This window comes from Erythrobacter sp. JB1-15 (genome assembly GCF_057365035.1).
Genome location: NZ_CP200295.1, coordinates 811089 through 828588, shown reverse-complemented (window position 1 = coordinate 828588; position 17500 = coordinate 811089). Strand labels below are relative to the sequence as shown.

Annotated in this window: 12 protein-coding genes, 1 tRNA gene and 1 pseudogene; 11 read left to right on the top strand and 3 right to left on the bottom strand. The window is 54.6% G+C overall.

Annotation, left to right across the window (positions count from 1 at the left end):
• The first annotated feature begins 117 nt into the window (after positions 1 to 117).
• The 3 genes from purU to AC0V6L_RS03920 all read left to right on the top strand — a co-directional run bounded on the left by purU (position 118) and on the right by AC0V6L_RS03920 (position 2448).
• On the top strand, positions 118 to 999 hold the full coding sequence (gene purU, locus AC0V6L_RS03930; protein ID WP_486153101.1) for a formyltetrahydrofolate deformylase: 882 nt from the start codon (positions 118 to 120) through the stop codon (positions 997 to 999).
• Between the two features lie 36 nt (positions 1000 to 1035).
• Positions 1036 to 1470, top strand: a complete 435-nt coding sequence (locus AC0V6L_RS03925) for a VOC family protein (RefSeq protein ID WP_486153100.1) — start codon at positions 1036 to 1038, stop codon at positions 1468 to 1470.
• Between the two features lie 87 nt (positions 1471 to 1557).
• Entirely contained in the window at positions 1558 to 2448 is an 891-nt protein-coding gene (locus tag AC0V6L_RS03920) for a dienelactone hydrolase family protein (protein WP_486153099.1), read from the top strand.
• A gap of 12 nt (positions 2449 to 2460) precedes the next feature.
• Here AC0V6L_RS03920 and AC0V6L_RS03915 read toward each other — a convergent pair whose 3' ends face one another.
• Positions 2461 to 3429 (bottom strand): complex I NDUFA9 subunit family protein, encoded by a 969-nt coding sequence (locus AC0V6L_RS03915; protein WP_486153098.1) that lies wholly within the window; start codon positions 3427 to 3429, stop codon positions 2461 to 2463.
• Between the two features lie 210 nt (positions 3430 to 3639).
• Between AC0V6L_RS03915 and AC0V6L_RS03910 the strand changes: the two genes are divergently transcribed.
• The 4 genes from AC0V6L_RS03910 (at position 3640) to AC0V6L_RS03895 (ending at position 6628) form a co-directional block, all read left to right on the top strand.
• A tRNA-Leu gene (locus tag AC0V6L_RS03910) sits at positions 3640 to 3726 on the top strand.
• 113 nt (positions 3727 to 3839) lie between these two features.
• Positions 3840 to 5078 carry a tyrosine-type recombinase/integrase gene (locus tag AC0V6L_RS03905; RefSeq protein WP_486153097.1) on the top strand — a complete coding sequence of 413 codons (1239 nt, stop codon included), beginning with the start codon at positions 3840 to 3842 and terminating at the stop codon, positions 5076 to 5078.
• A 79-nt stretch (positions 5079 to 5157) separates the two neighbouring features.
• Positions 5158 to 5772, top strand: coding sequence for a tyrosine-type recombinase/integrase (locus AC0V6L_RS03900; protein WP_486153096.1), 615 nt, complete (start codon positions 5158 to 5160; stop codon positions 5770 to 5772).
• 184 nt (positions 5773 to 5956) lie between these two features.
• Positions 5957 to 6628 (top strand): hypothetical protein, encoded by a 672-nt coding sequence (locus AC0V6L_RS03895; RefSeq protein ID WP_486153095.1) that lies wholly within the window; start codon positions 5957 to 5959, stop codon positions 6626 to 6628.
• A 411-nt stretch (positions 6629 to 7039) separates the two neighbouring features.
• Here the strand turns inward: AC0V6L_RS03895 and AC0V6L_RS03890 are convergent, their stop codons facing one another.
• On the bottom strand, positions 7040 to 8833 hold the full coding sequence (locus AC0V6L_RS03890; protein WP_486153094.1) for an MFS transporter: 1794 nt from the start codon (positions 8831 to 8833) through the stop codon (positions 7040 to 7042).
• A 371-nt stretch (positions 8834 to 9204) separates the two neighbouring features.
• A pseudogene (locus tag AC0V6L_RS03885) lies at positions 9205 to 9351 on the bottom strand (LacI family DNA-binding transcriptional regulator); the annotation flags it as partial.
• A 159-nt stretch (positions 9352 to 9510) separates the two neighbouring features.
• Between AC0V6L_RS03885 and AC0V6L_RS03880 the strand changes: the two are divergent.
• The 4 genes from AC0V6L_RS03880 (at position 9511) to AC0V6L_RS03865 (ending at position 17475) form a co-directional block, all read left to right on the top strand.
• Positions 9511 to 12300 carry a TonB-dependent receptor gene (locus AC0V6L_RS03880; RefSeq protein WP_486153093.1) on the top strand — a complete coding sequence of 930 codons (2790 nt, stop codon included), beginning with the start codon at positions 9511 to 9513 and terminating at the stop codon, positions 12298 to 12300.
• Between the two features lie 129 nt (positions 12301 to 12429).
• A complete protein-coding gene (locus AC0V6L_RS03875) occupies positions 12430 to 13380 on the top strand; it encodes a glycoside hydrolase family 16 protein (RefSeq protein ID WP_486153092.1) in 951 nt (316 codons plus the stop codon).
• Positions 13381 to 13439: 59 nt separating this feature from the next.
• A complete protein-coding gene (locus tag AC0V6L_RS03870; RefSeq protein ID WP_486153091.1) occupies positions 13440 to 15848 on the top strand; it encodes a glycoside hydrolase family 3 protein in 2409 nt (802 codons plus the stop codon).
• A 31-nt stretch (positions 15849 to 15879) separates the two neighbouring features.
• Complete coding sequence (locus AC0V6L_RS03865; RefSeq protein WP_486153090.1) at positions 15880 to 17475, top strand: sodium:solute symporter family transporter; 1596 nt, start codon at positions 15880 to 15882, stop codon at positions 17473 to 17475.
• Positions 17476 to 17500 lie beyond the last annotated feature (25 nt).

The following is a 17500-nucleotide window of genomic DNA, read 5'->3' as shown; positions in this document are numbered from 1 at the left end:
TGGCAGAAATGGATTACGCATTGCTTACCTTGGCATCATGCTCACGCCGCTCGATGGCAGGGAAGCCGAACAAAATGGCTGGCAACACCCACCCAAACGCCTTAGCGCCTCGCCATTATGATGCGCCCTCTTGTTCTTACGCTGGATTGTGCCGATCAGCCCGGCATCACTGCAAAGGTAACCGCCTTTCTGTTTGAGCGCGGCTGCAACATTCTTGATGCGCAGCAATTCAATGATCGCGGCAGCGCAGACGGGGATGGCCGGTTCTTTATGCGCGTGGTTTTTGAACCTGCTGAGGGCGATAACGATACGGCTGGCCCCAGCGATTTGCGCAGCCAGTTTGCAGGTTTTGCACAAAGCTATGCAATGCGCTGGAAGATCGCTCAGCGTGATCGGCCGCGCCGCACTATCATCATGGTCAGCAAAGCCGATCACTGCCTGGTTGATCTGCTTTATCGCTGGCGCACGGGCGAATTGAACATCGATCCGGTTGCAATCGTCTCCAATCATCCGCGCGAAACTGCGATCCGAATGGATATTGGCGATATCGCTTTTCATCACGTGCCCGTGACCAAAGGGACAAAGCCCGAGGCAGAAGCGCAATTGCGCGCGATCGCAGAGCAAGCGGATGCTGAACTGATTGTGCTGGCGCGTTACATGCAGATATTCTCAGATGAACAATCGGCGTATTTTGCCGGGCGCTGCATCAACATCCATCACAGTTTTCTGCCCGGTTTCAAAGGCGCGCGGCCCTATCATCAGGCGCATTCCCGAGGGGTCAAGATCATCGGTGCGACCGCCCATTTCGTCACCGCTGATCTGGATGAAGGTCCGATCATCCATCAGGATATCGAACGCATCGGTCACGCCGACAGCCCTTCTGATCTGGTGCGCAAAGGGCGCGATATTGAACGCCGCGTACTGGCAGAAGCGGTGCGTTTGTTCGTTGAGGAACGCGTTTTGCTAAACGGCAATCGGACGGTTATCTTCAAAGACTAGGCATCTTCGACGATAAGCAACGCACGAAGATAAGCGATGTATAAGGGAAAAGGCAAAAAGATGATTGTTGAGCGTCTCGATCATGTGAACATCATTACCAATCAATTGGATCGGTCTGCAAAGTTCTACGCCCAACTCCTCGATCTCGAAGAACGCGACGGACCTCCTCCTATGCGGCCGGATCAGGTGCGATGGATGTGCGATGGTTCAGGCCAGGCGATCTTGCATCTCAACTCGGCCGATTTCCCGCGATTTTATGATCGGTCTGTTTCACCCGGCGCGCCAACAGGGGCGATCCACCATATCGCGCTGAGATGTCGGGATTTTGATGGCGTGAAGGCTCGCCTTGATGAAAAGGCGGCCGATTATGAAGTGAATTCCGTGTCATCTGCAGGACTGCGCCAGATATTCACCCGTGATCCTGACAATATCCTGCTGGAATTGAACTTCTTCTCCGCCAGTGATGGATGACAGCGGCCGTGCCGCGTTATTCTGGTCTTTCAAAGATCGCTTGGCGTTTCTAGATATAGCCGAACATGCCAACAAGGAGCCGCTGAAATGTGCGAAGACGCTGATCTTAAAACCTGGGCCAAAGACACCATAAGCCGGCGCCAATTTGGGGTAATGACGGGCGCAGGTGCGGTTGCGGCCTGTGCGCCTGCACAAACCGGCGCAAGCGCGGAGGGAAACACCAGCCCAGAGGCGTTGGCAGTAAAAGAATCCGGCGTAACCTTCGACACAGCCGACGGCACAATGGATGCCTTCTTCGTCCATCCGGAAGAGGGCAAACACCCCGCTGTCATCTTCTGGCCCGATATCGCGTCTCTGCGAGAAGCCAAGCGCAATATGGCCCGGCGGCTCGCGGGCGAAGGCTATGCCGTGCTCGTCCTCAACCCCTATTACCGCGATGTCGCAGGCCAGCAATATGAAGACTTCGCCGCCTGGATTGATGGCGGCGCATTGGAAGCGGTCGCGCCATATCGCGCCAAACACAACGCCGACAGTATTGGCCGCGATGCTCTGGCGGCTGCGGCCTGGCTCGATGAGCAAGACGCGGTCGACACATCCAAAGGCATCGGCACACAAGGCTATTGCATGGGCGGCCCCTTCACCATCTGGAGCGCAGCCGCAGTGCCAGACCGGATCAAGGCTGCGGCCAGCTTTCACGGCGGGGGACTGGTGCGCGATGATTACGATAAAAGCCCGCACAAACTGCTCGATTCTGCGAAGGCCGCGCTGCTGATCGCGGTCGCAAAGGACGATGATGAAAAAGCGCCCGATGAAAAGACGCAGTTCGCAGCCGCGGCCAATGCAGCAAACCTTTCAGCGGACGTGAAAGTCTATGATGGCAATCACGGCTGGACTGTACCTGATACGCCGTCCTACGACGGCGAAGCGGCAGCCATCGCCTATACGGACCTGCTGGCGCTTTATAAGGCCAATCTCTAGCGTTCCTCCGGTCTATCCCGCCGAATTGCGCTGCTTTTCCCGTTCATTGATCGGGCCAAACCGCCCATGCTTGCGGAACCGCAGCATCCAATCATCAAGGAACAGTCCAAGCGGTCTGGGCTCAATCCCAAGATCCGCAAAGCTGCGATGTTCCCCCGATACAGTGCTGCCGGGTTTCAAAAGCGTCCATTGATCGCGGCTCATCGGAGTAAGCGGCATGGCGGCAAACAAAGATGACAGCCCATCCGGCATCGCAATAAAGGTCCGCTCGCGCCCTTGTGCCGCCGCAATCCTCTCATTGATCTCCATCATGGAAAGCTGCTCTGGCCCGCCCAGCTCATAAGTGGCGCCGCCATGATTTTCAGGCTGCTCAAGCGCGGCAGCAATCGCCTCGGCCACGTCATCAACATACACCAATTGCAGTTTGGCATCCGGACCAAAGACGGGCAGCACCGGCAATGTCTCGATCATCTGGCCAAACATATTGAGAAAATTGTCATCCCTGGCAAAGACAATGGATGGCCTCAGCACTGTTGCCTTGGGAAAGGCATCCAGCACGCGCGCCTCGCCAAGGGCTTTGCCTCGCGCATATTCGGCAGAGGAATTGGCATCTGCACCAATCGCGCTCACATGGACAAACGCTGCGGCGCCATTGTCCGCGGCAATTTGCGCCATCCTGCCAGGCGCTTCACCCATAAGCTCGGTAAGGTTGCCAGCGAAAGCGCCTACCAGATTGACCACATAATCAGCGCCGTGAAGGCTTGCACGAACGCTGTCTTCGCTGGTGATGTCACAGCGCGCAAACTGCAATTGTCCCAGATTGGCAAGCGGCTTTAACGCATGTGCTTTTTCAGGATTGCGGCTGGCGATCCGAAGCCTGGCCCCGCGCGACAGCAGACTCTGCGCGACATATTGACCAATATAGCCGCTGCCACCGAAAACGGTGATGAGTTTGTTTGAAAGCGGAGAAGTGCTGGTCATGTCGATACGCTCTTAACACGGTTGAGACGAAGAAGGCCCGAAGGATTGCCTGCCCCATGCGTCAATGAGCCGGCTTGGGCAAGAGTTCCTTTGTTCCGAATTGATGCGCATTAGCGCGCAAGCAGCGAGGTTTGCGTTGACAGAGCGCCCCACGCCTCGCTATTGGCCCGCGCCTACCCAAAGCCGCACGCTGCGCGCTTTGATGTGTGTGCCCAGATGGCGGAATTGGTAGACGCGCGTGCTTCAGGTGCACGTATTCGCAAGGATGTGGAGGTTCGAGTCCTCTTCTGGGCACCATTTGATAATTTCCCGCAACGTCTTAGTGGTTGAGGAAAGCCCGGATTTCTGCCAAATAAAGGCAGTTTCTGGTCGCGTTTGTTCGTCCATGTTCGCCTGCAATCGCTCGCTGAATGGGGCCACTTGAGGGGCCACTTTTTGCAGCGGATGATGGTGGCCCCCAAATGCCTTTGACGGATACTGCGATTCGGAATGCCAAACCTTCGGCAAAACCTCGAAAGATGTTTGATGAGCGCGGCTTATTTTTGCTCGTTCAGCCGTCAGGTGGAAAACTATGGAGGCTGAAATATCGGTATCTCGGTAAAGAGAAGAAGCTTTCGCTAGGCCGGTATCCTGACATCTCGCTCAAGGTAGCTCGGGAAAGGCGCGATGAAGCCCGGACCCTCTTGGCGAATGGAGCTGATCCGGCGAGCGTAAAGGCTCAACTTGCCAACGAAAAGCGTGAAGCGTCCGAGAACACCTTTGGAGTGATCGGCGAGGAGTATGTCGCTAAGATTGAGAAAGAGGGACGCGCTGCGGTTACGATTAAGAAAACCCGTTGGCTTCTTTCTCTGCTAGCAAATGATATCCAACATCGACCAATCACCGAAATCACAGCTGCTGAGCTACTAAGCGCGCTTCAGAAAGTTGAGGCGAAAGGTCATCATGAAACCGCTCGTCGGATGCGTTCTCTGTCTGGCAGGGTCTTTCGATATGCAGTTGCCACCTCGCGAGCGACAGCCGATCCATCGGCGCTGCTCAGAGGTGCTTTGATCACACCAACGGTCAAGCATCATAGCGCCATAGTCGACCCCAAACAGGTTGGAGAATTGCTAAGAGCTATCGATGGTTTCGCAGGCCAACCTCTTACCTGGCTGGCGCTTAAGCTCACCCCACACGTGTTCGTTCGCCCAGGTGAGCTGCGCCGTGCCGAATGGGAGGAGTTTGATCTAGACAAGTCTGTTTGGACTATCTCAGCAGACAAAATGAAAATGCGCGACCCTCACATGGTCCCACTGTCACGGCAAGCAATGGGAATTCTGGAAGCGGCGAGGGTGATCAGTGCGGGGCAGCGATACGTATTCTCTTCGCTCTACCCGGGCAATCGGCCCATGTCTGAAAACACGATCAACGCAGCCCTTCGAAGGATGGGCTATAGCGGCAACGAGATGACCGCTCATGGCTTTAGGGCGATGGCGAGCACGCTCCTGAACGAAAGTGGGAAATGGTCCGCTGATGCAATCGAGCGAGCGTTGGCCCATAAAGATTCCAACACAGTGCGGGGTATCTACCATCGTGGTACTCATTGGAATGAGCGTGTCGAAATGGCCCAATGGTGGAGCGATTATCTCGACGAACTAAAGTCGTCCTAATTTGTTCTAAAACACGGAAATAAAACACTAATTGGACGGCATGCTGCCATATTGCTAAACTGTAGCTGGCTAGGGCGGCATGGTGCCGTGCGAGCCAGAACAGGATACCGCGATGAAGGGGCAGCCAGCTAAAGTGCTTCAAGGCAGTGATGTTGATCGCCTGCTGCGACACTGTCGCACCAAGAGGCACAAGCTACGAGATCAGGCCATTGTGCTCTTGAGCTTCAAGGCAGGTTTGCGAGCTTGCGAGATAGCTGGCCTCACATGGCAAATGGTCCTTAGATCGGACAACAAAGTCGCCGACCAACTAACCCTAAGTGGCGGGATTGCAAAGTATGGCAGCGGCCGGACAATCCCTCTGCATAGAGACCTCAGGCGCGCGTTGAAACGCCTACATAGGGAGCAAGGCAAACCTGCCACTGGTCCTGTGGTGCTTTCCGAGCGTGGCGGTCACATGACCCCGCGAGGCATCGTGAATTGGTTTGGGTTCGCATATCGCGACCTTGGGTTGGTTGGCTGCTCGTCCCATTCGGGGAGACGCACATTCATCACACAATCAGCTAGATTGGTGAGCAAGTTTGGCGGTTCACTGCGCGATGTGCAGGAGCTTGCCGGACAAAGGGCGCTGACCACTACTGAGCGCTACATACAAGGCGATAGGGATGCGCAACGCACACTCATCACGATGCTGTAAATATGCATAGAACAAAAAGTGAACGAGGAAAATATCATGCGAAACAATAGAGGGGCGAAGAGCCGCGACAGGACTACGCGCATCCGAGAACTGAATGACCATTTTCGAAAAACTCAGCGCGGCGGATACAAATTCGTTAGCGATGGCATCTCTGATTTAGGCTATGATGTATACTGTCAAATGAGTGGCAATCGAGAAACTCAGCTCGAACCTCATCAAATATACGGAGCAAGAACAGCTTCTGAGCATCATCAATGCGATACAGATCGAAAAAAAACCGGTGTTCTTTACCGAAGGCAGCACGGATCCGATCATTATTAAGGAGGCTTGGCATCGCCTTTACGGAACCGAGCTGCCATTCATCCCATTCTACGCGTTCAGTTGCAGCTATCTGAAGCAGCTGCTCCAGGATAATCGAATCTTGGTCGAGATGGACGGCAAGCCTATGTTCGGACTGTTTGATCTCGACAAAGCTTATGATCATTGGAACGGCCTGCAAGGCGATCTGGTCGAAGAAGACCTAATGCGCGGAATGTGCAAGAAACTCGGCGATAGGAACTCCTACGCATTCCTTCTGCCTGTACCGGAAAATGAGACAATCAAAGCACAGGTGTTGAAGCCAGATGGCAGTTGCTTTGGGGGCGCATCGCTTTGCGAGATAGAGCACCTCTTCTATGGAGCAGAGGAGACCGCTGAATTCTTTACAACGGAGCCAATGCCTGGCGGCGGCGAGCGGATTGCCATTAGGTCTGACGCTCAAAAACACACGTTTGCCACTGAGACGCTACCAAGGTTGAGTACCAGCTTTTTCGAACCTTTCAGACCGATGTTCGAGCTCGTAGTCAGCAAAGTCTAATTCCAAGAAAAATAGGCGGACTGTGCCCATTTTTGGCAATAGTGCATGAGTTGGCGAGAGGGCTGAGAGTAGCTTCTAACACTAAGATTTGTTGGCCTTCAAATGCCCGGCCTGCTCCAACAAACTTCAAGTCTTGCAGCCCAGCACCAGCGCTACCCGCTCAATGTTCAGCAGCGTAGGCATGATCAAAGTGGCTCACATTGTTGATTTCACGCGAAGCCATATTGATGAACTGGTGCGCTGCGCGCGGTCGTTTTGATAGCCAAAGGGGCCTGATTTTGGGCCGAGAGGTGACTGTCCGCTCTTGGTTGCTCGATCCTTAGAAGCAGACAGTTTGTTCACGACCCAATTTCGGACGCAAGCAGATTGTAGGGCGCCGGCATGCTTCTGCGTATGCTTGATGGGCTGCTTCTAAGACACTCCGCGGATTAGAAGGATTAGGCCTCCTGCTAGGATAGCCAAGATTGCGAACGCTGCGAACATAGCAGTTAGCATTGATGCGATCTGGTTGTCGGTGAACACGAAGAGCGCGATTGAGGGGACAATCACTGAAGGCAGGGTGTTTGAGAGATTCATGAAGCCGAGTAGCAGGCCGCGCTTTGCGTGGCCCCCAACCAGCTGAGCAACCAAAGCCGTATCAACAGAGAGATAGGCCGCTAAAGCTGATTGGATTAGCGCATAACCTACCAAGAACAGGACGAATTCATTGGTTCCTGCGAGGATTCCCAATCCAATTGCAAACATGTATGCAAAGACAAATAAAGGCCTGCGTCTTCTGCCCCATCGATCAGAGATATAGCCGGCAATCAGTGTCGCCGTGATCGCAAGAATGGCTGCTGGCGTCGTGAGCGCGGCTAAGACTTCGCTCGCACCTGCGTTTTGCCAGATCTCTTTTTGAAGCTGTACTGCGCTAATATACAGGTAGATGTAACCGATCACGAAGCCCGCACCCGTTTGGATCAGCAATCGTGATGACCATGCAAGGGAAAAATCTCTCCAGAGCGACGCGCGCGCAACGATCGGTGGGTTGGCTACACTGTCACGTCCCGTAGCGTCTCGGCTGCGCTTTGCGTCCGTTTCGCCGAGCACAGGGCCAAGTCTCCAAGAAAGAAGAAGGGGCAAAAGGCAAAGCACCACCACTGTACCAGTCAGCAGAAACGCGGGATAACCATCTGAGGGAAAAAGCCAGGCAACCGGCAAGACCAGCAAGCTGGAGGTTGGGAGTGCGGCAGTCATCCATCCGCTCAACCTACCTTTGACTGCGTCGGGAAAATGGTCCGCCAGCAAAGCACCAAGGGGCGAGAAACAGCAATTAAGCGCGACCTGAAAGAAGATGAGAGCGGCAAACAGCTGCTTTACGTTGCTGGCAATCGCGAGGCCGATATAGGACAAAAAGAGTAGACCTACACCCACACTGACCAAGCCGCGACGAGTGCCAAACCGTTCAAGCCAGCGATCTCCTATTGCGCCAGCTGTGACATTGGCGATCCCTGCGACAACTCCGCCAGTTAGCAACAGCCAGCTGAGCCAGGACGCCGTGCTTTCAGGCGCGAGCGCTTCGACACGCCGGGGCAGCAGCAGGATAAACAGCGGCATAAAAGCAAGATGCGCTCCTAAAAAGGCGAGCGCATAGGTCCAATAGGCAGTGAAGGGGAGTGCCTTTGACAAACTAGGCAGCTTGGTACCGGGCAGCCGTGCTCTCGCGCTCAATAAATTCGAAAGGCAGTTCAAAGCACCCCCGCTATTGTCGCCTGATGCCGCAGCGATAAGGCCCTCACAAGCGCGCGCAATCATCGCCGCTGTAGGCTGGCGGATCGCTGTCATCGGGGGCACGCTGAGACAGACGCCGGGCGTGTCTTCGAAGCTAATCAGGGCCAGATCGTCAGGGATCTGCAAACCAAATTCTTGGACCTTGTGAAGGACGGCGAAAGCCATCTGGTCATTATCAGCGATTATCGCAGTGGGGCGATCTTTGCTTTCAAGCCATTGATGCGCGACCTTGCTTGCGATCTCGAAATCAAATTCACCTTTGCCAATCCACTCCTCGCGAAGATCAAGGCCTTGCTGATCAAGCATCGCCCGAAAGCCATCCAGTCGCATTTGTGAAGTGCCGTAATCAGGAGAGCCAGCGAGGTAGCCGATACGGGTGTGACCGAGTTCGACGAGGTGCTGTGTTGCCCGCGCTCCTGCCCCCTTTTCATCCATGCACACATCCACAAAGCCATTGCCTTCGCGCCGTCCGACACGTGCACAAGCAATACCTTCGTCTGATAAAAGCCGGTTAAGGGCATCGTTGTCGCTGTGCGGGGGGTCAAGATAACACCGTCAGGGCGCAGTTCTGAAATGACTTTAGAAAGCTTTTCAAGCGCTTTTTCTGGCTGTGTGTCTATCAGCTCAAACACCATGTGGTATCCGTGCTTTTCGCACTCTGTCATGCCGCCAAACAGCATTTGGTCGACCCAGTCATTGCCGCGGCCCGCGCGCCAATTGTCATAGGTGCGCTGACGATCATTGATGGCGAGGATCAAGTAAGACCGCGCACCACGCATCCGGCGCGCTGATAGGTTGGGCACATAGCCGAGCCGGTCGATTGCTTCCTCAACCTTCTCGCGCACCACAGGCTTAACATTGGGGCCGTTATTGATGACACGCGACACAGTTTGCCGCGACACGCCAACATCGCGCGCCACATCGCGAATAGTCACATTTTGCTTAGTAACCATTTTCCTCTTCATCCCGTCGGGTAACATTATGGCCGCATTTTCACCTGAACTTCAAGTGATAATGTGACCGGTCACATTTTTTGCTTGTGACCGGTCACAAAACGCGATAGCCATGGTTCCCGAAGGCTCCATATGAGAGCCAATAAGGGGAGAGAATCGATGCGTCGTTTTACCGCCGCGCTTGCTTTTGGGGCATCCGCTTTGGCGCTTTCTGCACCTGCCATCGCGCAGGATCAGGAAGCAAATCAGAATCAACAATCCGAACAATCGGCAGATGATAGCAATGCGAGCAATGCAATTATTGTGACCGCTGACCGGCGTGAGCAAACCTTGCAGGACTTTGCCGGAACCGCATTTGCGATCAGCGGTGAGGATTTAAGAGCGCTGGGCGTTCAAAATGTAACAGACTTACAAAATCAGATCCCGGGCCTTTCGGTCGCCAACAACCAAGGTAACGTCGAAGTATACATTCGCGGCATTGGTTCATCCAACAACACCGAGCTGGGCGATCCAGCGGCTGCATTTCACCTTGATGGGGTAAACATTCCGCGCCCATCAGGCATTGGATCGGCGTTTCACGATATTGAGCGTGTTGAAGTCAATGTCGGACCGCAGGGTACCTTACGTGGTCGCAACGCCACAGCAGGGTCCATCAACGCGATCTCTTTCCGTCCGGGCCTTGGTGGGTTTGATGGCGGTATTGAGGCGGAATATGGCAATTTTGATCACCGTTCTGTGCGCGGTGTTTTGAACATCCCACTGTCAGACACGGTCGCAGTGCGTTTCTCTGGTCTCTACCAAGCAAACGATTCCTACTATGACAATGTTGGCCCTGTCGAAGGGATTGATGTGGCGGAAGCGCAGGACAATCTTTCTGGCCGCGCGCAGCTTTTGTGGGAGCCGACCGATCGCTTGTCCATTCTTATTGCTGGCGATTACATTGCCGAAAATGGTACTGGCTATACCGGCACAAATTACGCACTGCCGCTGGGTGCGCTTGAAGATGGCGACATTACCCAGGCAGAGTTTGACAATATTGACCCGCGTGACGTGATTGCCCGCGGGATCACACCGCAATTGAACACCGATCACTGGGGTATCCGCACGACCATTGAATATGAAGGTGATGGCTTCAATGTAGAATATATCGGTAGCTATCGTGACGCGGTTTACGATTACGAAGCCACGACGCCGCTGACGCCCGATTTTCCGGGTGTTTTGGATCGGCTGTCAGAGCGTGACAACATCTTTACGCCTGAGCCTGATGATGTGATCAACGACCCGATCATTCTCGCAGAAAATCTCGACAATTTTTCACGTTTCCGGATCATCTCGGATTCGCGTTCGCAGTTCCATGAGCTCCGCATCTTCAATACTACTGGTCCCTTTATTTGGAGCCTGGGCGGTCTTTATATTTCTGAAGAACAGCGTTCCTTCTTAGGGTCAACCGGGGACCGCGGGCCCTTCTTCCAAGGGATCGAATTCAACACACGAACTGACACCGATTCCTATGCACTCTATGGCGATGTGACTTACGAGGTGAGTGACAATGTCAGGCTGACCGGTGGCATTCGTTACACTGATGACAGCAAAGAGCGCACCGGAGTCGCTGCGCGTTATGGTCTCGCTCTTGGAGGTGGCAGTTTCGAATGCTGCCTAGGCGTTCGCGTGGGCACTGAGGGCTTCGAATTTTCCGCCTTTGATCGCACCATCATTGATCCAGATACCGATGGCGATGGCACAATTTCAGAAGCGGAAGTGTTCGCATTCCACCGCGATGGCATCGCGCAATTTGGCGAGCGCGATAACCTTGATGAAATTTTGGACTTTGGCCCCTTGCCAGGCGATGTTTTTGAGCGTCCTGGCGCAGCTGAATGTCTTGATACAGTGAGTTTCGACGGCCTGTTTTGTGATGGCTTCACCAGGGGTGATCCATTCTTCAACAGCCAATTCACTTTCGCTGTTCCGTTCGGTGGCCAGATATTCCAGCAGGACGGAGAGTTCCAGGACGATTTCATCGATTGGCGTCTTCGCGCAGAGCTAGACGCTACTCCTGACAACCTGCTTTACGCGCTAGTCGCGAATGGCCACAAGTCGGGCGGATTTAACGACAATCTTGGAAACAATGGTGTCGCCCCGATCTATGGCACAGAAAATGTCGTTCTTTATGAGATTGGCTCGAAGAACGAATTCGATATCGGTGGTAAAAGGGCTTATCTGAACGCATCGCTGTTTTACAACGACTATACTGATCAAGTTTTCACTGGGCTGTTGAGCGTTGCGACTGCGATCGAAACATCGGTTGGTATTCTTGGTCAGGATATCGCGGTTCCGCCGGGAACAAACACCGATCTTGTCGTCTCCTTCAGCTTTAACGCGGCAGATTCAGAGATTTACGGCGCACAAATCGAAGGTGGATTTGAGTTGCCTGCCGATATCAACTTTGATTTTTCGATCCTGTGGCTTGAAGCCCAGATCAACGACGCTGAAGAAATTCCTGATTTCCGGTTCCAACCTGATGTGGATTCGGGTAATGCAGTCTTCCGTTCCGTCGAGGGGAGCCGCTTGCCGCGCACGCCGCGTTGGCAACTAAACGGCAAGCTGAGCCAAGTGATCGAGCTGCCAACCGGTCAGCTCGATTGGGTAGCCTCTCTCGGTTATCGTTCGTCACAGTTCCACACCATCTTCAACAGTCTGGAATTTGATGAGAATGGAGTGGGCACCAGCGTCACAAGCGGCCGCTTGCTTGATCGGATCGATGGCTACTTCACTCTCGATATCGGCGCGGGCTGGAGCATTGATGACGAAGGCAAATACCGCTTCGAAGTCTATGGCAACAATGTCACCAACGCACAGGAAGAAGCGGCGATTATCATCACGCAGTTTGACAATACGCGCTTCTTTATCCGGCCTCGGACATTTGGCGCACGCTTGCGCGCCAAGTTTTAACTGGGCCGGGTTGCAGGGATGTCAGAGCGCGCACGGGGAATGACGTTCTGACATCCCGCTTCAATCGCTGTCTGGCCAGCGCGGTGTGACGGGCGCTGACCAATGTCATTCCAATGGGACCGGATGATCATGAAAAGGAAACTTATTGGCGGCCTTTTAGTGGGCCTTACGGCAGGCGGTATTTTGGCATCGGCGGCGGCTAAATCGAACGGCGCGGATACACATGAAACGCAAGCCGGCAATGAGCAGGTTGCGGAGGCTAATCCTGCTCGGACCAAGACGAGTGTGCCTGCTGGCTTTAAGCTGGTTTGGTCAGATGAATTTGACACGCCGGGCCTGCCTGATCCTGCCAAATGGAAATACGATACCTTCCGCAACGAGCAAGGATGGTTCAACAACGAAAAGCAGTATTACGCTGCTGGTCGTCTTGAAAACTCACGCGTTGAAGATGGCCGATTGGTTATTGAGGCGCATAAAGAAGACTTGGGCGCGGGGCGTTTTTCTGATTGGGGCGGCCAAGAATACAGCTCTGCCCGTTTGATCACCCGAGGGCTTGGCGACTGGACATACGGCTTTTTCGAAATCCGCGCCAAATTGCCCTGCAGCAGAGGGACGTGGCCTGCGATTTGGATGCTGCCAACAGACCCCGATGTCGTATGGCCCGCTGGCGGCGAGATCGATATCATGGAACATGTGGGTTTTGAGCCGGGCGTGATCCACCACTCTATCCACACCACCGCTTTCAACTTCTCTCGGGGCACGCAAAAGACAAGCCAGCATGAATTGCCAACGGCATGCGATCAGATGCACAAATATCAGCTGCTTTGGGCACCCAATATGCTGTTGTTCGCTGTCGATGATGCGCCAAAATTCCTGTTCCAGAAAGAGAGCGATAAGCAAACCCGTTGGCCATTTGATAAGCCGCAGCATTTGCTTTTGAACGTCGCAGTAGGCGGCACATGGGGCGGTCGGCGTGGCATAGATCCAGCTGCTTTCCCGGCGCGCATGGAAGTGGATTACGTGCGTGTTTATCGCCCGACCAGCCTAATCGAAGCGGAAAGCGCGCAGGCCACTCCGTAAACCGGTCCTTGCCCAGAGCGCCCTTTCGCGTGTTTAAGCTAATTCTGAGAGATTGAAAAATGAAACGTCTTGCTCTTGCTGTCTCACTTGCCTGCGGGACCATGTTGAGCGCTTGTGCAATCACGGGGCCGCAGACCCCGTTGCAAACCGCTGCATCGCAGCCCGTCGCGCAGCCAATTGCATTAAGCGATGAGGGGCAGATCGCGGATCTTTTGGCGCGGATGAGCCTTGAGCGAAAGGTTGCTCAGCTGATTATGCCGGACATTTCGGCAATCACCCCAGCTGATGTGCAAGCATATCGATTTGGCACTGTCCTCAATGGTGGCAATTCTGGGCCCAATGGTGATGATTTGGCCCCGGCTTCTGACTGGCTTGAGCTGGCGGATGCCTATTGGGACGCCTCAATCCAGCCTCTGCCTAATGGAGAGCCCGCTGTCCCGGTATTGTGGGGCACGGATGCAGTACATGGTCACTCCAATATTATCGGCGCGACAGTCTTCCCCCATAATGTTGGCCTAGGCGCTACGCGCGATCCTGATCTTATTCGCCGGGTTGGAGCTGCAACCGCTGTCGAAATCGAGGCTACAGGCATAGATTGGACTTTTGCGCCCACAGTGGCCGTTGCCCGCGATGACCGCTGGGGTCGCACCTATGAAAGCTATTCAGAAGATCCCCAATTGGTTTCTGCCTTGGGTGCTGCAATGATCGAAGGCTTACAGGGGCGCGCGGGCGAGGCGGATCACCTGTCTGCGGGCCGCGTTGCAGCAACAGCCAAGCACTTCTTTGGCGATGGCGGCACCGAACAAGGTGTAGACCAAGGCGATGTGAACGGCGATTTGGATGAGCTGATGGCGATCCACGCGGCGCCTTACCCCGCCGCCATCGAAGCCGGTGTGTCAACGATCATGGCCAGCTTCAACTCGATCAATGGACGCAAAATGCACGGCAATGGCCCGCTTCTCGATGGCGAGTTGCGCGGCAATCTTGGTTTTGAAGGCTTGGTTATTGGCGATTGGAATGGTCATGGCCAGATCGAAGGCTGCACCAATTCCGATTGTCCTCAAGCGCTGCTGGCAGGACTTGATGTCTATATGGTGCCTGAAGATTGGAAGGCGCTGTATGAGAACACGGTTGCTCAGGTGCGCGATGGGACAATACCGATGGAGCGTCTGGATGAGGCGGTGACGCGGGTTCTAAGGCTCAAACAGCAACTCGGTATTTTGGGTGGCGATGCCGATGGCGGATTGCGCCCATCCGAACGCGCTAATGCTGGAGATTGGGAGAAATTGGGCTTCGCAGATCACCGCGACGTTGCGCGCGAAGCGGTTGCGAAATCCCTTGTCTTGCTTAAAAATGACGCGGTTCTGCCGATCCGTTCTGCCGCCAATATTGTTGTCGCAGGAACCGCGGCTGACAACATACCGCAGCAGGCAGGTGGCTGGTCTGTCACATGGCAAGGTGGCGGCGAACTGACCGCTGAACATTTCCCCGGAGCAACATCAATCTTTGGCGGAATTGTCGCGGCCGCTGAAGCGGCAGGAGGCTCTGCCATACTCAGCACGGATGGCTCTTCAGTTGGGGGTGCGAACCCCGATGTTGCCATAGTTGTGTTCGGAGAACAGCCTTACGCGGAATTTGTCGGCGATCGCAAAGATCTGGTGTTCCGCGATGAAGAAGGGCTTGAGCTCCTCAAAAGCTACCGAGCACAAGGGATTAAGACTGTCGCCGTTTTCCTTTCGGGCCGTCCGATGTGGATGAACCGCGAAATCAATGCAGCCGATGCCTTTGTTGCCGCATGGCTGCCAGGCAGTGAAGGGGCGGGCGTCGCAGATGTGCTGTTCGGCGCGCGCGCGCCCACCGGACAGCTGTCATTCTCTTGGCCCGCAACCTGCGAAGGCGATCCGCTAAACAGCGCAGAAGGGGCACTTCTCCCGTTTGGCTTTGGCCTTCGCTATGACGCGGCCAGCGAGACTGCTCAGCTTGATGAAACATGCGCCGCGCTCAACACCGCAGGCGGCGCGCAATGGTTTGCAGCTGGCCGTTTGGCCGATCAGGTAAGGGCACTGTCCAACGGAACCTCTTTTCCCGACTTCCGTGGCTCAGCTGGCGGTGTTGTCATCCGTGGAATTGATCGAAACACCCAAGAGGACGCGCGCGAAATCACGTTTGGACCAGATACCGCGATTGAGCTGAGCGGACCGCAAGGGGGCAATGGCTACCGGATCGAATATCTCGTATCCGAGCGTCCTTCTGCACCTGTCGTCTTGGCAAGCGGCGGAAGCACGCTCGATATCACGCAGGAAATGTCCGTTGCAGCTGGCAAAGGTTGGCGTAGTATGGTGCTGGCCGAAGAATGCTTGGCGGGGCTCAATAACGCGCTTGCCATCCGTTCGAGCGCCTCTTTCACCATTCAAATTTCGGCTGTTGTTTTGCAAGATTCTGCGCAGGGTACGGGCTGCTCCTTTTGATGAGCGCTCAACAATTTAAGGGGGGTCTGCAATGACGCTTGAGACGATCGATATCATCATAATTGCAGGCTATGCGCTTGCGCTTTTGGGGATCGCGCTGTTTGTGAGCCGCGAGCCTGCGGGGCACAACAAGAACACCGAGGACTACTTTCTCGCAGGCCGAGCCCTGCCATGGTGGGCGATTGGCGCATCGCTGATCGCTTCGAATATTTCAGCGGAACAGATCATCGGCCAGTCAGGCCAAGGCTTTGCCGTCGGCATAGCGATTGCCGCCTATGAATGGCAGGCGGCCATCGTGCTGCTCATAGTCGCCAAATACTTCCTGCCGATCTTCCTAAAGCGCCAGATCTATACGATGCCGCAATTCCTGCAGCAGCGCTATGGCGACGGCGTGAAAAACCTGATGAGCGTCTTTTGGGTGGCGCTTTACACAGCGGTGAACCTGACAACTGTTCTTTGGCTGGGCGGGCTAGCGGTCCAAGCGCTCACCGGTTGGGGCATAATGTATTGCATGATGGCGCTAGCTGGTTTTGCTGCTTTGTATTCACTTTACGGTGGATTGAAAGCGGTTGCGCTTACTGACATTATTCAGGTTGTGATCCTTATCCTAGGAGGGACGGCGATCACGTGGTTTGCCTTGGACGCTCTGCCAGCGGATGGCGCGTTGGGAGGCTTTGGCTATCTGATGCAAGAGATGCCGGGGCACTTCGAGATGATCCTTAGCGATGATCACCCCGCCTATAATGACCTACCAGGGATATGGACCTTGCTTGGTGGTCTGTGGGTGCTGCATTTCAGCTATTGGGGGTTCAACCAATACATCATTCAAAGAGCGCTTGGAGCTGAGAATCTGGGCGAAGCGCAAAAGGGGCTGGCCTTTGCTGCGTTCCTCAAAATTCTGGTGCCTTTTATCGTCGTTATTCCTGGCATTGCGGCAGTTATTCTTGCGCAGCAAGGCGTGCTCAACGGCGATGCGCTGACTGAAAAGTCGGATCGCACTTATGGCGAATTGATGGGCTTCGCGCCGGCTGGCCTTCGTGGGCTGGTTTTCGCGGCGTTGATCGCTGCGGTGGTCTCCTCATTGGCATCAATGATGAACTCGATCTCGACCATCTTCACGATGGACCTGTATCGCAGCATTCAGCCCAAGAAGCCCGAACAGCATTATGTGACCGTTGGCCGATTGGCTGCCTTTGCGGCAATGGCGATTGCGCTGGTTCTGGCCCGGCCTTTCATTGGCGGGTTTGAGAGCGGGTTTCAGACGGTTCAGGAATACACCGGCTTTATCGCGCCGGGCGTTGTCATCGTGTTCCTACTCGGATTCTTTGACAAACAAGCTAACACTGCGGGTGCTTTTACGGCGCTGATCGGATCGTTCGCACTGAATGTTATGTTGAAGGTTTCGCCTGAATTCGGCGCGCCCGACATCCCGTTCATCATCCGCATCTGGATCGTTTTCGTCATCTCTTTTATTGCTGCGATGATCGTCTCTCGGATGACAGACAGACCTGCCGAGGATCGCACAGTCAAGCTGGGTGACATCGCCTTCGCAACGAGCACACTTTTCAAAACGCTAGCCGCAATCACTTTTGCCATATTGATAGGGCTCTATGTCTGGCTGTGGTGAGTGAGTGACTAGGCTTCCCATTACT

What these genes read in the sequence shown, in the direction of transcription:
- AC0V6L_RS03865 (WP_486153090.1), top strand. Translation starts at nt 15,880, where the DNA reads ATGACGCTTGAGACGATCGATATCATCATAATTGCAGGCTATGCGCTT.
- AC0V6L_RS03890 (WP_486153094.1), bottom strand. Translation starts at nt 8,833, where the DNA reads ATGGATGAAAAGGGGGCAGGAGCGCGGGCAACACAGCACCTCGTCGAA.
- AC0V6L_RS03915 (WP_486153098.1), bottom strand. Translation starts at nt 3,429, where the DNA reads ATGACCAGCACTTCTCCGCTTTCAAACAAACTCATCACCGTTTTCGGT.
- AC0V6L_RS03870 (WP_486153091.1), top strand. Translation starts at nt 13,440, where the DNA reads ATGAAACGTCTTGCTCTTGCTGTCTCACTTGCCTGCGGGACCATGTTG.
- purU (WP_486153101.1), top strand. Translation starts at nt 118, where the DNA reads ATGATGCGCCCTCTTGTTCTTACGCTGGATTGTGCCGATCAGCCCGGC.
- AC0V6L_RS03880 (WP_486153093.1), top strand. Translation starts at nt 9,511, where the DNA reads ATGCGTCGTTTTACCGCCGCGCTTGCTTTTGGGGCATCCGCTTTGGCG.
- AC0V6L_RS03875 (WP_486153092.1), top strand. Translation starts at nt 12,430, where the DNA reads ATGAAAAGGAAACTTATTGGCGGCCTTTTAGTGGGCCTTACGGCAGGC.
- AC0V6L_RS03920 (WP_486153099.1), top strand. Translation starts at nt 1,558, where the DNA reads ATGTGCGAAGACGCTGATCTTAAAACCTGGGCCAAAGACACCATAAGC.
- AC0V6L_RS03900 (WP_486153096.1), top strand. Translation starts at nt 5,158, where the DNA reads ATGGTGCCGTGCGAGCCAGAACAGGATACCGCGATGAAGGGGCAGCCA.
- AC0V6L_RS03925 (WP_486153100.1), top strand. Translation starts at nt 1,036, where the DNA reads ATGTATAAGGGAAAAGGCAAAAAGATGATTGTTGAGCGTCTCGATCAT.
- AC0V6L_RS03905 (WP_486153097.1), top strand. Translation starts at nt 3,840, where the DNA reads ATGGGGCCACTTGAGGGGCCACTTTTTGCAGCGGATGATGGTGGCCCC.